At 41.5% G+C, this 13,582-nt stretch carries 11 protein-coding genes; all 11 read right to left on the reverse strand.

The features are described 5' to 3' along the window. Positions 1-4: 4 nt before the first annotated feature. The 11 genes from H6550_01845 to H6550_01895 all read right to left on the reverse strand — a co-directional run bounded on the left by H6550_01845 (position 5) and on the right by H6550_01895 (position 13,566). Complete coding sequence (locus H6550_01845) at positions 5-1,768, reverse strand: hypothetical protein (protein MCB9044859.1); 1,764 nt, start codon at positions 1,766-1,768, stop codon at positions 5-7. An 11-nt stretch (positions 1,769-1,779) separates the two neighbouring features. Beyond that, positions 1,780-3,501, reverse strand: coding sequence for a hypothetical protein (locus H6550_01850; GenBank protein MCB9044860.1), 1,722 nt, complete (start codon positions 3,499-3,501; stop codon positions 1,780-1,782). After that, entirely contained in the window at positions 3,501-4,619 is a 1,119-nt protein-coding gene (locus tag H6550_01855) for a glycosyltransferase family 4 protein (GenBank protein ID MCB9044861.1), read from the reverse strand. Before H6550_01855 ends, H6550_01850 begins: the two co-directional genes overlap by 1 nt. Before the next feature lie 16 nt (positions 4,620-4,635). After that, positions 4,636-5,784: a glycosyltransferase family 4 protein gene (locus H6550_01860; protein ID MCB9044862.1), complete on the reverse strand. Its 1,149-nt coding sequence runs from the start codon at positions 5,782-5,784 to the stop codon at positions 4,636-4,638. Continuing rightward, on the reverse strand, positions 5,781-7,274 hold the full coding sequence (locus tag H6550_01865; protein ID MCB9044863.1) for an oligosaccharide flippase family protein: 1,494 nt from the start codon (positions 7,272-7,274) through the stop codon (positions 5,781-5,783). Before H6550_01865 ends, H6550_01860 begins: the two co-directional genes overlap by 4 nt. Positions 7,275-7,300: 26 nt before the next feature. Beyond that, a complete protein-coding gene (locus H6550_01870) occupies positions 7,301-7,873 on the reverse strand; it encodes an N-acetyltransferase (GenBank protein ID MCB9044864.1) in 573 nt (190 codons plus the stop codon). Positions 7,874-7,881: 8 nt separating this feature from the next. Next, on the reverse strand, positions 7,882-9,174 hold the full coding sequence (locus tag H6550_01875) for a nucleotide sugar dehydrogenase (protein ID MCB9044865.1): 1,293 nt from the start codon (positions 9,172-9,174) through the stop codon (positions 7,882-7,884). 28 nt (positions 9,175-9,202) lie between these two features. Then, positions 9,203-11,596 carry a polysaccharide biosynthesis tyrosine autokinase gene (locus tag H6550_01880; GenBank protein MCB9044866.1) on the reverse strand — a complete coding sequence of 798 codons (2,394 nt, stop codon included), beginning with the start codon at positions 11,594-11,596 and terminating at the stop codon, positions 9,203-9,205. 22 nt (positions 11,597-11,618) lie between these two features. Continuing rightward, positions 11,619-12,431 (reverse strand): polysaccharide biosynthesis/export family protein, encoded by an 813-nt coding sequence (locus tag H6550_01885; protein ID MCB9044867.1) that lies wholly within the window; start codon positions 12,429-12,431, stop codon positions 11,619-11,621. 92 nt (positions 12,432-12,523) lie between these two features. After that, positions 12,524-13,021, reverse strand: coding sequence for a UpxY family transcription antiterminator (locus H6550_01890; GenBank protein ID MCB9044868.1), 498 nt, complete (start codon positions 13,019-13,021; stop codon positions 12,524-12,526). Then, the gene (locus H6550_01895; GenBank protein ID MCB9044869.1) at positions 13,018-13,566 is read right to left on the reverse strand and encodes a winged helix-turn-helix transcriptional regulator; all 549 of its coding nucleotides are present in this window, start codon (positions 13,564-13,566) and stop codon (positions 13,018-13,020) included. The genes H6550_01890 and H6550_01895 overlap by 4 nt, the downstream gene beginning before the upstream one ends. Positions 13,567-13,582: the final 16 nt, after the last annotated feature.

Below are 13,582 nucleotides of genomic sequence, written 5' to 3' on the forward strand. Positions count from 1 at the left end.
AAAATTATTTTCGCCTGATAACGTAATTGTCTATTACCAATACATCTATCTCTGAACGTAACAACACATCAACAGCTTGCTCATTGTTTTCCACTATGGGGTAACCATGCAGGTTGAAAGATGTATTCAGCACACAAGGTATTCCTGTAAGCTGTTTGAACTTAGTAATAAGATCATGAAATTCCGGGTATTGCTCCTTTGTAACTATCTGTGCACGTGCCGTAGAGTCTGCCTGATGAATACCACAGGTAATATCATCGCGTTTCGTCTCTTTCGTATCGAAGGCAAACATCATGTAAGGAGAGCCTTGCTTTTTCAATGAAGCAGGAATATTGATCATCGTCTCAGCATCCTCACTCAGCATAGCCGGGGCAAATGGCATCCAGAAATCACGTTTCTTCACACTCCTGTTTATTTTATTGATATTCTGCAAGCGTGAAGGATTAGCCAATACCGACCTGTTACCCAAGGCCCTTGCTCCAAACTCCATATTACTTGTGCACCTGGCAACGATCATATTCTTACTCAACATCTCCGCTACAACACTATTCACATCCTCTTCTTCGGTTACCGTAATTTTTTCTTTATTTTTTTCTATTGTGTTCTGTATTCCGGCTATTGGTGTCGTACCCAGTGTATAGTATTCCAGCAGGCCTGTTTCTTTTTGATACTTGTTATTATGCCTATAATATGCCGCACCAAAAATATTTGACTCATCGCCACAGGAAGGGAACACATCTATAAACTCAACTTCAGAGAGTTGGGATAGTAGCATGTTCAGCTTCACATTCATAAATACACCACCTGCACAGAGTATTTTTTTTATACCGTGTTTTTTAATGTTGCCTTTTACCCACCTTACTACTATATCTTCTGTAAAAGCCTGCAAGCCGGCAGCTATATTATCAAAACGTGCACCACCGAGTTCGCGTATTACTCTGGCAAAGAATAAAGAGTGGTTCAGAAACTCAGGATTAACGAATTCTGTATCCTCATTCTTCAGGTACAGGAATTGCTCAAAGAACTTTTTATAAGTTAGTGCATATTTAGGGTCAACATATGGAGCCAGGCCCATTAATTTGTATTCATGCTCATGGCTGCGAAAGCCCAGGTGATGTGTGATGGCAGAGTAAATATTACCTATTGAATATTCATTACCGGCAGACACCCTTTCAATATTGCCTCCCTTTGCAATACTCACTGTCGAACGAAGGTTGTCCCCACCACCATCAAGTGTAAATACAAGATACGGCTCATTCATATCGTCTGCCAACCCATAATATGCTGATGCTGCATGACACAAATGATGTTCAACATGTATTACTTTACTTATATCAAATCCTAGTCTATCAAGACGTTGGTGCAACTGTTCATTGTATTCTTTGCTTGTAGTCTTTTCATGTCTTGCCTGTGTATAGGCTTTGTACAACCCAGCTGATTTCAGTTTGTTCTTCAGGTCCAGCTTAGTGCGTTCCAGGTTGACATTGTAGGCCAGCAGCTTACCATAGTTATAATGATATTCATAACGTGCGTAAAAACGTTCGCGGCTAGCATTACCTGACACCTCATCGCAAACGGCAATATCCGTTATCTCACCGGGATGCACATAACCTTCATCAATAAGATAGTTCAGTGCCTGCTCCGGGAATCCGAACCAGTTCTTTATCCTGTTAAAGCGTTCCTCTTCCATGCTGATAACGGCCCGTCCGTCTTTGAACAAACCGACGGAACTATTGATACCGGCATTTATGGATAATATCAAGCTCAATTTCTGATACTTTAGTTTTCAAATACTTCCTGTAGGAACAGGGCAAAGGTTAGTAACATAGACACAGAATAACCATTAGCGGCTGTTGGGTTTTCCTGTAGGTCATCCAGCAACTGCTTTATCTTTGCAACAGGTACAATATCATTCAGTATTTTATTGTTCAATAATTTTTCTTCCAGGTTCTTTCTTCCTTCAGGATTCAGGTAAAACACTTCCCAGTTGCGTTGTATCGTCTTTTCCGCACTTACCGTTCTTCTTACTTTATCAACTACACGGTAGCCTATGTTCCTGTTGTTGAAATATTTATATGAATAGAGGTTAGCATCGTACTCCTGCCATGTTATTCTTGCAAGGTCGTCATGATAGTGTTTCAGGTAGTTCACCTGGAAAGTCCTGTCGCTTACTATGCTTGTAGGAATTGTGCTGAACAAGTCGATTACGCGCTTATCATAAAAAGGAAGAACAGGAAATGATGCAGACTGGTACATCCGCAGGCTGGCAGCCGTCCACCTAAAAGACCATTGTTCTGTCTTGTAAATCTTCATGATGAATTCAGCATCATCTATATCATTATACTTATTCACGCATGTGCTGAAATAGTCATCCAGACTGTCCCTACCATTCTTTAGTTGTGGTTCACATACATTTTCCAACAGCCAGTCGGCGCCTTTCTTAATGATCTTTTTACGAAATGCATCAGGCAATTCGTCTTTGCTATTCACGTGCATGTTATCCATCCACACATCTCCCCAATGACCACCTACTACCACATCTGCATTTTCATTCAGCCATTCAGTAGCAGATGCCTGGCGCGTTCCATCCACATACTGAAACAACTCTACTGAATCTATTATCTCATCTAGTTTCTCAAACAGGTAATCCGGCATTTTGTATGCATAGAGCGGTATGTTCCTTTTCTCTGCTATCTGCGTTGCTATTTTTAGCTCCGGAGAGCTATCTGAATATCCGTATGAAAAAGCCTGCAAGCCGGTATATGGTAAACCTTCCCCAGTTAACTCCCCCGCTAACAACCTGCTATCCAGTCCCCCCGAAAGTGGTATGGCTGTCCTTCTGTCTTTAGTAGCTACGCTTAAACAGGATTGCAATATTTCGTGCAACAATTCAGCATAGTGTTCTTCACTATCACTTGTAGTTGAATGAATCCACTTGTAGTATTTCTTCTTGTCGAGCAATTGCAGTTGGTCGTCAAAAGCATAATACGCTCCCGGCTCAAAAATGCTGATGCCTTCCAGGTAGGTTCTATCTTCGGGGAAGTAACCCATAGCCATGAAGCCTGTTATACCTTCCCAGTCAAGTTTTTTATCAAGCTTTGTTTTTGCAAGTCCCAGGTAATAAGTGCTTATTGCTCCATCAGCAGACCAATATGCATGATAACTACCCAAACGGTTAGTAAACACATGTTTTTGCTTTTTATTCCCGTCAGTCAGAAAGATTATGTAATGCCCCGCAGGATCATCAAACTCTTTTTGTGGCTGCATTATATAGGTAATACAACGTTGTAACAATTCATCATCACTTATTATTTCATACAACTGCCCTATAAGTACCAAATGGTAGCCATCCTTTTTTACATTCCTTAGAAATCCCTTATCCTCAGCAGGGTAGCTGAACCAGCTATTATCGTCAGCATACTGCCAGTCTCTACTCTTCTCCCTTTTATATAAAGGCTTTGTACCCTTAGCATGTATCCATATGTCGTAAAAGGCAGACACTAATACTTCATTATTTTTTTATACAAGTCCTCAAATCTCTTTACTTCCCTGTCAATAGTATATTCTGCATATACTTTATCTAATGCTCTTTCTGCCAACTCTTTCGGATATGACGGTTTTAGTGTAAAATCCCTGATACAATCTGCAAGGCCATCCACATGTTCCGGTTTGAACACCATTCCCGTTTTACCATTTTGTATCAAATCCCTGTTACCTGCTACGTCGCTTACTATACATGTTGTACCCGCAGCCATAGACTCTAATACCGAAACTGGGCAACCCTCTTCATGCCCCTGGTAATTAGATGTTGGCAACACTGAACCATTGCATGCATTCAGCAGTTTGTTCACATCTTTATAAGCACCTGTAAATTGTACTCTGTCTTGTACACCGAGTTTCTTGATCAATGCATCCAGTTCTTTTTTATATGCCTCATCTCTTGCGGCACCTGCCAGTACCAGGTACACATTATCAACCTTTGCCACTGCTTTTATCAAAGTAGTCTGATCTTTCGAGCGGACTATCTGAGCTATACAACATAACATGATCGCCTTTTCAGGAATACCCAATTCAGTACGTGCAGACATATTGAATGCCGGTTTGAATACATCTGTATCTACGCCACCCGGTATGAAGTGTACTTTCCTCTTCAGGTTCTTTGTTGCGAGAAAGGTTTCCATCATAGTTGTATTCCTCGCAACAATGGCCGTAGACAGCATGCTCTTTGTCTTCCACGCTTTACGGCCCCAGTTCATGCTTTTTTTCACATACACATACTTAGCACCCGCCCAGCGTGCCACAAAGGCTTCAGAAAAATCTGACGACCAGTTGAACGACTGCCATATATCAAAATCAAGTGCTTTGAAGTCTTTAGCAAAACGTTTCGCCTTTCTGATCTTATTCACAAGGTTCAACCCCTCCTCTGCAAGAAAAGGCTGCACCACCACTGGTAGCTTTTTAGCTATCACTTCATCAAACAGATCTCCGCCCACTTCCTGCACACCTACCCATGCTTCAAAAACATTTTTATCTAAACGTTCTACGATGTTCAGCATTTCTCTGCCGCTACCTGCTGTTACAAGATTGGGCAATGTGAATAATACTTTGATCTTTTTCAATACTCTTGTTAATTATTTAACGCTTATAGAATTGTGCAAACCTTGCAACGAACTCTTTTTTATTGTGCCTTTGCAGCACGGTATTCTTTGCGGCCAATGCAATAGTGTATCGCTCTTCTTTACTTAAAGCATTTACCCTCACCAGTGCGTCGGCTATGCCCTGTGTGTCTCTTACATGTACCACAAAGCCACTTATGTTATTATCGATTGCTTCTTCCATGCCACCTGAGTTGGTAGTAACAACAAGTGTACCCAATGCCATAGCCTCCAACACGACATTGGCCACTCCTTCTTCTACACTGGGCAATAGCAATACATCCTGTCCTTCAATCTGCTTCAGTACTTCATCGTGCGTTGCGCCATTCTGTATATCCACATAATCAGTCAACCCAAGTTGATGCAGCTGGTAGATTATGTCCGGTGGCGTATTCCCTTCTGCTATCAATGTGTACCTGAACGGTATACCTTTTTGTTTAAGTATATGCAATGCGTCAAGGGCATATTCATATCCTTTCTTCCAGAAGAAGCGCCCTACTGATATAATATGTAACTCTTTCCTGGTCTCTTTCGGTATTATCTCTTTTGCCAGCAGTTCATCTGCTACATAAGAATAAATAACGTCCGTTCTCTGCCTGTCCACACCGTATTGTTCCGCTTCTTTTACAATTGTTTCTCCTACAGCATGAAACCTATGTACATATGGAAACAACCGCAGGTAACTTTCTTTTATTTCCGGTGTGGTAATGGGTGTGTAATTTATGTGCGCACCCCGCATACTTACCAGCACCTTGCCGGGAAACATATCGAACAACAGATCTCTGTTATGTATAAAAGCTGTCCATTGCAGGTGTATCCGGTCCGGTTTCGACCTGATAATGGGCAGGTAGAAAAGCAGGTCATTGTAAAAACCTTTCCATCCTTTACTGGCGCGGAATATCTTTCCCAAGTGTTTAAAACCCGTCGTCAATATCATTAGTTTGATAAAGATGATCCTCCTGATAAAGCCATCCGGCACAATGATGGCCTGTACATTCTTATGGTAATGGTATGTTCCTGTTCTTTTTCCTATTACAGTCATTTCAAAACCTTCATCCGCCATTGCATTAATAAGGCCATCAATGAATGTAGTAGTTGGTACCGAACCGGAAAGAATGGTTATCCTCATACCCCGTATAACTTCTTGAATGGTTTTTGCACTTCAGGAAAGGTTAGCCCCAAAAATTTTGAAATGATATTCAGCTCTCCCGGGAAAATGAACTTCACCAGCACGTTGTAAATAACGATAACAGATATGCCAATGATCGCCACTGTGAAAACAGCATAGAACCCCGTAAAGACGCCCGACAGGTACATACTCGCCAGCCACAACACAGCCACGGTTGCAACAGCACTGATAAAATACGGGTACAGGTCTTTGTGCCAGCGCAATACAGGTTGGTCCACTGCATCCATGGTCATCTTTATCCGCCAGTTATAAAAGAACGCACGTACCAGCACCAATGATATCGCAACGCCTATTACACCTCCATAGTATGCACCTATAGCAGAACCTATAAGATGTGCAGGCGTAAAGAACAGGTTTACTTTGAACGATAGTTTATTCAGGTGAAAAGAATTCATTACAATACTGAACGAACTGGTGACGGAGCGCATGGCTGAATACACGATCAATATCTGCATAGGCAATACAGCCGCTATCCATTTTTCACCATACAACAGTAATATGATGGGCTTTGCTGCCAGCAGCATAATGACCATAAAAGGCAACAGCACGAAAACAAATGTCTTCAGGAAGTTGATATAATGACTGTAGAACTGTTCTTTATCCTCTACATACTTTGGCAATACCGATGAGAGTACATTATTAGATACGGCTATCAACTGTGTAGTAAACAACTCAGCCATCTGCATAGCTATGTTGTATATACCCAGCATACCCAGTCCGAGGAACTTACTCAATATAAATTTATCACCGTGATCGCTCATGCGTCGCAGCAGGCCGGAGCCTATCAGGTGTTTGGTAAAACCATATATCTCTTTCCATCTTTCTGAATATAGTTTGGAGCCCGGAGCCAGTTTTGTGGCACGGTAAAACATCCATGTCTGTATCGGTGTAAAAATCAATGTAGGCACTACAAGGCTATATACACCCATACCTGCAAACACGGCTGCCAGTTTCGCCAGTGGGATTAGGATGATAAATGGCGTTTGTATCCGTACCTGCTTGTCAAACATCAGGTGCCTGCTCAGCCATGTTTTAGGAATTACAGATAATTGTGAGAACACGAATATGCCACCTACTATAAAACTGATATTCCAAATCCTGGGTTCATGCTGAAAGTTGGCCCATAAAGGTGCTACCAATAAAAACAACGCCAGAACTACAATGGTCAGTATCACATTGAACCAGAAAGCGGCTCTGAATATATCTTCCTCATCCTCTTTCTTGTAAGCCAGCAGGTACTCGCTCAGACCAGTAGTGCCAAACACTGATATCATATACAACAATACCTCAGTAATGCTCACCAACCCGAAATCGTAGGGCGTAAGTTTACGAGCCAGCACGATGACTGTGGTTAAACCCATCAGCTTTTCCAGCATGTTGCGCTGAAACAGTTTTACAAAACCTTTACCTGCTTTTTTGCCGATACTCATTAAGAGCTACCTGCTTGTATGAAGGATTATGACAGGCGTGTAACTACACCACCTGATAACTTGTATTGTTGTTTGCTTTCAGGACATTCCGCCACGCCTTGTTCATCAAAATGCAGTTTAAGCCCATACTCACTCATCCAGCCTGTTTGCCTGGCGGGGTTGCCTACTACCAGTGCATAAGGAGGTACATCTTTAGTAATAACAGCACCCGCCCCGATGAAAGCATACGCACCTATATCATGACCACATATGATCGTGGCATTGGCTCCTATCGTAGCGCCTTTGCCTACGTGTGTCTGTTCATAATTTTCCCTGCGTACAATAGCACTGCGTGGATTGCTGATATTGGTGAACACACACGAAGGCCCTAAGAAGACATCATCCTCACAGGTGACACCTGTATATACAGATACATTGTTCTGCACCTTTACATTATTGCCCAATATCACTTTAGGAGAGATGACCACATTCTGCCCGATGTTACACCCACTACCAATAACACATCCACACATGATATGTGCAAAGTGCCAGATCTTTGTATCGTCGCCGATACCGCACCCTTCATCAATTACTGCTGTGGGATGTGCGTAGTAGTTCATCACTTTGCTTATAAACGGGAATCTATCATTGACTTATCCAGCGAGCTCTTTACATCGTAAATAATGCCGCCCTCTGCCAGGAATTCTTTCCAGTTAGTATCCAGGAATTCTTTGTGCGCTACAGCCAGTACCACCGCTTTGTAATTTCCTTTTTCAGGTAACTTATTAGTAGTGGTCACACCATATTCATGCATCACCTCATCAGGGTTAGCCCAGGGGTCATATACGGTCAGGTTCACATTATAGGTCTGCAGTTCATTCACAATATCTACCACCCTTGTGTTGCGTACATCAGGACAATTCTCTTTGAAAGTGATACCCAGTACCAGGATATTAGCATCTTTTACCGGCATATCGCGTTTGATCATTTCGCGTACTACCTCATTGGCTATGTAGCCACCCATGCTATCATTCAGCCTACGTCCTGCCAGTATTATTTCGGGGTGGTAGCCTACTTCCTGTGCCTTCTGTGCCAGGTAATAAGGGTCAACACCTATACAGTGACCACCTACAAGGCCTGGTTTGAAATGCAGGAAGTTCCACTTAGTACCAGCAGCAGCAAGCACATCAGTGGTATCAATACCCATACGATTGAATATCTTAGCCAGCTCATTCACGAAAGCAATATTAATGTCGCGTTGCGCGTTCTCAATCACTTTTGCCGCTTCAGCCACTTTTATGCTTGATGCCTTATGTGTACCAGCAACAATAATGCTCTTATAAAGTTGGTCTACCTCTTCAGCAATTTCATCATTAGAACCCGAGGTCACTTTCAATATCTTGGTAACAGTATGTTGCTTATCACCGGGGTTGATACGCTCAGGAGAATAGCCACAGAAGAAATCTACATTGTATTTCAAACCTGATACTCTTTCCAGCACCGGAACACACTCATCTTCCGTTACACCGGGATATACGGTGGATTCATAAACAACAATGTCTCCTTTAGACAGTACTTTGCCTACTGTCTCACTGGCTTTATACAATGGCGTAAGATCAGGACGGTTATATTTATCTACAGGCGTAGGTACAGTAACTATGTAAAAGTTACAGCCTGCAATATCTTCAAGCTTATTGCTGCAGTACAAACCTTTTTCAGCATTTGGTCCGGAAATATTTACCTTCTGCAGCTCTCCATCTTCCACTTCCAGTGTATTGTCTACACCAGCTTGAAGTTCCTTTATTCTCTTCTCATTAATATCGAAACCAACCGTTAAAAATTTCTTTGCAAATTCAACCGCAAGAGGTAGCCCTACATAGCCCAGACCTATTACTGCGATTTTTTTATTGTTCTCCGCCATTATATAAAAGTATGTGTTACTTGTATAGTTATGAAGTCTTGTTAAAAATATTCTTTATTGAATTAAAAATCCCTTTATTTTTTCCACTATCATCAAAATAGTCATCATTATGACTACCATAGCCATAACCATACCCATATACGCTTCCTTTTGTTTTCACATCGTTGAGTATCAGGTTCAATTTCTGCATTTTGCCTGATCTCCTAAGTTCCTCCGCATTTCTCAACTGTTCTTTATAGGTATAGTTTATCCGGCATACATATAATACCGTATCGGCGTACTTGCTCAACAGTTGTGCATCTGTAACCAAACCTACCGGGGCCGAATCAATGATAACATAATCATATTCACTCCCCAGGTGCACGAAAATATCTTTCAATTTTGGCGAAAGTAATAACTCTGAGGGGTTGGGTGGTATCGATCCTGATGGTATCACACTAAGTGTATCAACAATGCCTGAAGGATGTATGATATCCTCAATTTTTGCTTGCCCGATTATATATTTGGTAAAGCCTGCGTTCCCTTTCAGGTCAAGACTGGCAGATATTTTAGGTTTGCGTAGGTCCAGTTCCATCAGTGCCACTTTTGCTCCTGACAATGCTAATGTGATCGCCAGGTTCAATGCCACAAACGATTTACCTTCTCCGCTCATACTCGAGGTCAATAATATGACCTTCTCATTTTCATCGGCCAGCAGAAACTGCATATTAGTACGTAATGCCCTGAACTGTTCAGCAATTACCGTCTTACTATCCTTGTATACTACTATATCTTCCGATGTATCGTTATGAGTTATCTCAGCAGCAATACTGATAGCTGTAAGACGTTTTACTTCTTCTTTGCTTCCTACTTTCACATTCAGCAATTCACGAACAAACACCCACGTGCCGGGTATCATCAGGCCCAAAGCTATAGCTGCCAGGTATATACGGCCTGTGCCGGGCGAGAATGGAGCACCATCACTTTTAGCAGGGTCAATGATCCTTGCATTAGCAACTGTCGATGATTTGGATATTGCAGCCTCTTCGCGCTTGGTGAGCATAAACAAGTACAACTCTTGTTTAATGTTTTGCTGGCGCGAATATTCAAGAAACATCCGTTCATTTTCAGGCACTTTACGTATCTGCTCATCAACTGTACCGGAACGTTTATTCAGTGCTTTTATTGATGCCAGTGTTACCTGCTTCATTGACTTTAGCGAGCGCATCATATCCTCACGAATATTCTCCAACTGCTTATCAAGATTCCTGACAAAAGGATTATCCTCGGTATTGGTCAGCAGCAATGCCGATCTTTTAAGTTGCAGATCATTATAGCTTTCCATTGCAGTCATGGCGGCATTATCTTCTACCAGCAAAGTAGAAGGTACGATACGGTCATTGTTCCTGTCGTCCTGCAGGTATTGCTCAAGTGTTTCAATTACACTTAGTTTTACTTCTTGCTCCGTCACCTGTTTGGCATTCTCACTGGTATAATCAAGCAATAATTTAGATTGCTCTGAAAGGTCTGTAAGCTTTCTGCTGCTCTTAAATTCCTCTATATTCTTTTCTATCCCCGTCAGTTCCAATGTCACTTTTTTCAGGCGCTCATCAATAAACTCTACCGTCGCGTCCTGTGTCTTGTTGCGGTCGTCAATATTTGCCTGCAGATAAACATCTATCAGTTTATTCAGAATATCCTCACCCCTTTCAGGTAATACGTCAGAAACAGATAATTCCAGTATAGTTGCTTTGTTTACCGGCTTTATTGATAACAGCCTTAGTGTTCTTATTGCCTGGTATTCCGTAGCTTTTATTTCAATAGTATATTCCGGGAAGATGTATGCGGGATTGGCCAGTTGTTTCCTGTCTTTGAGTACTACCCGCCCTACCGGCAGGTTGATCGTATCTCCCCAATGTCCCGGCCAGGATTTTTTCTTATCCTCGATAACAAAATCATTGTCCCCTGCTATCCGTAATTTGTATTTGTACCTGGCTGGTACATTACTGTTATCAAAAAGAGGATAAAACCTGAAAGGGAGATCTTTATAATAGTATTCACTCGTCTTGATCCTTCCGGGAGCATAGTAATGAATATTCAACTCCTGCTCAGCTACCACCTTTTGCATCAGTGTCCGGCTTCTGAATATTTCTATTTCGTTGTCAACATTTGCCGCGGATGTTTGCAGGCCCAGTTCCTGTAATAATTTCCCATCTCCTCCACTGCCACCTTTATCATCTTTCACCAGTATCTTGGCATATGTCATATATTTCGGTGTGGCATATCGCAGATATATATATGCTGTAATACAGGAGAAAACCGTGAAAGTTAAGAACAGCGGCCAGTATACCAGTATTTTAGTCAATAACTTCTCTACATTGACACCATGGTCATTACCTCGTCTTTTTTCCTCAGCAAAAATCGGCTCGCGGGTATCCTCCATAGATAAATTTACCGGGTATAATTTATGACTTCAGCCTCAGGCCTAATGTGATAATCGATATTGCCAGTGTTACAAGACCTAGCGTTATGCTTATTACACGGTCTCCGCTCTGATCCCTGGTACCGACTTTTGCCGCAGCTTTCAATGGCTCCACATAGATCTTATCGCCGGACTGCAGGTAAAAATATTTAGATTCGAAAATATCTGTATTATTCAGATCTATCCTCGTAAATACCGTTTCCCCGTTCTCTTCTCTCATGAGCATAACATTACCTCTCTTGCCGGTTATCTTCAGGTCTCCTGCAAGGCCTATCGCATCCAGGATATTTACCTTCTCACTATTTACAATGAACCTTCCCGGGTTTCTCACTTCTCCAAGAACCGTAATGTAGAAGTTAACGATATGAACATTTACCAATGGATCTTTATAATATTTCAACGCATTTTTTCTTACAAGCTCCTTCACTTCAATTGTAGTAAGGCCTACAACAGATATTTTACCCAATATTGGAACTTCAACAAAGCCATTCTTATCTACCATATATCCAGATAACCTCGGGTCACTGGATTCCATATTTGTTTGCTTCTCCCTGCTAATACCACTAAACTCAGCATCTATTGTTGTTACGTCTATGTCCAGTATATCACCTTTATTAATTACCGGCTCTATAAATTGTGAGTGCCTGATACGCTTCACCACATCGGCACTATCCGGTATGTTCTGAAAATAAGCCACTTGCTTTGCACTGTTACAGTCAGTAAAGCCGATAACAACCCATAATAACAGAATGGCTAACAGGCTTCTTTGTTTAGCAATACCAGGTACAATTTTCATATTCTTCAAAATTTTGCTCAAATGTAGTGAAAAAGACAGGCGAATTATATACATCAACACTTTATCTATAGCTAAATCATGATATTTAATGTTTAATTAGTATCAGATTTACTCAAGGACTGCAAAGGTAGTTTTGCGGTCATATTCAAACCAAGTGAATGTAAATGCAATACCGCTTTATTTCCCTGTATCATCAATACCTTACCACGTGCATCTTTAAGCGGCCCCTCATTAACAACTATTTTTTCACCTTCTTTGAACGTAACCGTTATCTCTGCGTCTTTATAATCATTCAGAAAGCTTTTTATCGCCTCGATCTCATGCTTCCTGACAATACCGGGTTTGTTGTTCCACCACAAAAACCTCACAGTACCAGGCGTATACAGCACTTCAACACTTTCTTTAGTATAATCTGCCAGGTTCACAAATAGGTATGAGCGGAACACAGGCTCAGCTACCTTCTTCTTCCTGTCACTCCATTGTCTGACTTCCTCACGTAGGGGGCAATATACCTCAATACCTTTCTCTTCCAGCCTTTTGGCTACTTTCTTTTCATTTCTTGATTTTGTGTACAACACATACCAACTCATACTTTTTCCATTTTATTCTCCCACAATAGCAGATACGCGTCATTACTGTCTTCCTTCAGCCGCTTTTCCGACCATTCTTCAGACTTGTATATAATAAACCTTACTTTTTTATTGATCATATTTTCAGCCTTGGTCACCATTTCCATGATGTAACTTTTGTCTATTTCTCCTACAAAGGCCAGGTCAATAATACCCGTATCTCTTCCTATCGCATAGTCACCAGTCAGGTACATCTTTTCCAGTTTCCCCATCCGCTCTATGATCACCCCGATTATTCTGTCCACACCGATGTATTTCAACAGGATATTATGAATATCCCTGAACAAGGGATGCTTGTCATTGGCTTTGTATATTTTTTTATTCCCTTTGTTCTCAGAAACTAACATATCGGCTTCTTCAAACCTGTTCAATTCTACCCGCACACTATTGGTGCTTTCATCAAATTCATCGGCAAGGCCGCGCAAATAAGCAGTAGTATCGGGGTTCAGGAACAGCCGCAACAATAATTTGATGCGCGTTCGCGAGGATATCAATGTTTCCAGCATGTTATCAGATTTTTGC

Source organism: Chitinophagales bacterium (assembly GCA_020636495.1).
Lineage (GTDB): Bacteria > Bacteroidota > Bacteroidia > Chitinophagales > Chitinophagaceae > UBA5543.

Excerpts from the sequence above, each read along its gene's own strand:
- H6550_01860 (MCB9044862.1), bottom strand. The coding sequence starts at position 5,784 with ATGAGGATAACCATTCTTTCCGGTTCGGTACCAACTACTACATTCATT.
- H6550_01865 (MCB9044863.1), bottom strand. The coding sequence starts at position 7,274 with ATGAGTATCGGCAAAAAAGCAGGTAAAGGTTTTGTAAAACTGTTTCAG.
- H6550_01870 (MCB9044864.1), bottom strand. The coding sequence starts at position 7,873 with ATGAACTACTACGCACATCCCACAGCAGTAATTGATGAAGGGTGCGGT.
- H6550_01875 (MCB9044865.1), bottom strand. The coding sequence starts at position 9,174 with ATGGCGGAGAACAATAAAAAAATCGCAGTAATAGGTCTGGGCTATGTA.
- H6550_01880 (MCB9044866.1), bottom strand. The coding sequence starts at position 11,596 with ATGGAGGATACCCGCGAGCCGATTTTTGCTGAGGAAAAAAGACGAGGT.
- H6550_01885 (MCB9044867.1), bottom strand. The coding sequence starts at position 12,431 with ATGAAAATTGTACCTGGTATTGCTAAACAAAGAAGCCTGTTAGCCATT.
- H6550_01890 (MCB9044868.1), bottom strand. The coding sequence starts at position 13,021 with ATGAGTTGGTATGTGTTGTACACAAAATCAAGAAATGAAAAGAAAGTA.
- H6550_01895 (MCB9044869.1), bottom strand. The coding sequence starts at position 13,566 with ATGCTGGAAACATTGATATCCTCGCGAACGCGCATCAAATTATTGTTG.